We start from the raw sequence: 819 nt of genomic DNA, 5'->3' as shown, positions 1-819 counted from the left end.
AGTCGGAAAGATCCCACCGATTCTTCAACTCCCACAGCACTTTTCCGGGGAAACCGCCGATGTCGTACGCGGTGGGAGCGGGCTTGACCACTTCCACGTACAGGTCCTGTTCGGCTCCGCCGACCGTAGCCGAGATTTTCGCGACCACCATGGGCCGACCAATGGCGTCAAACCCACTCTCGAGACGAACTCGGTCCAGCTCGGAAAAGTCGAATTCACCGCCGTCAACCATGATGCCTGGCAGGACACCGGGTTGGCGGCCTTGAACCCCGACACCCCCGCCGAGCAATATGCGCAATTGCCTATCGGTTATGGACGCCGTGCTGCGGTAGGACTCGACGAACAATGGGCGATCGGTTGTCCACGCGCGGCCGGGTGCCATTGTCTTCAGAACTTTCAACTCGTCGGCAGTGAACTCGCGGTCGACCCTTCGGAAGATGGCGTTTTTGGTGCCGTCGGCCGCGGTGATTTCGACAAAACCGGCACCCATTCCCCCACTCTCAAAATTCCCGACAGTGACACCGACCTCATCACCCGGGCGAACAAGCCCATCGATACCATCGAGACGCATCTCCTGGCCGGCCGGCCCGATGCTCAACCCTGGCACCGGACGGGTGAACCCCGATATCTCCGGTTCATGCCGCACCGGGGTGGCCGGGACGCGAATGGTGAATGGGTCGTAGAGGTTCGTTGGGCGCTGGTCTTCCCAGCCGCCCTGGTCCTTGAGATTGCGCAAGTATCGGTGATGCGCGGCGAGTTCCTGGACCTGACTGTACGGGAAGGAGGAGCGTTGACGGATGACCGCGAGGTCACGCTGGA

The 819-nt window shown here is 61.4% G+C and carries 1 protein-coding gene; it reads right to left on the bottom strand.

All coding sequences use genetic code 11. The features are described 5' to 3' along the window. Positions 1-736 (bottom strand): hypothetical protein (locus ABGB16_RS33870; RefSeq protein ID WP_347672120.1); only part of this gene is annotated, 736 nt, incomplete at its 3' end. Between the last annotated feature and the right edge of the window lie 83 nt (positions 737-819).

Origin of the sequence: Micromonospora sp. B11E3 (assembly GCF_039871625.1) — a bacterium.
In the GTDB taxonomy this organism is placed as follows: Bacteria; Actinomycetota; Actinomycetes; order Mycobacteriales; family Micromonosporaceae; genus Micromonospora.
The sequence above is the reverse complement of the archived record's forward strand: the minus strand, read 5'-3'. Positions and strand labels throughout refer to the sequence as shown.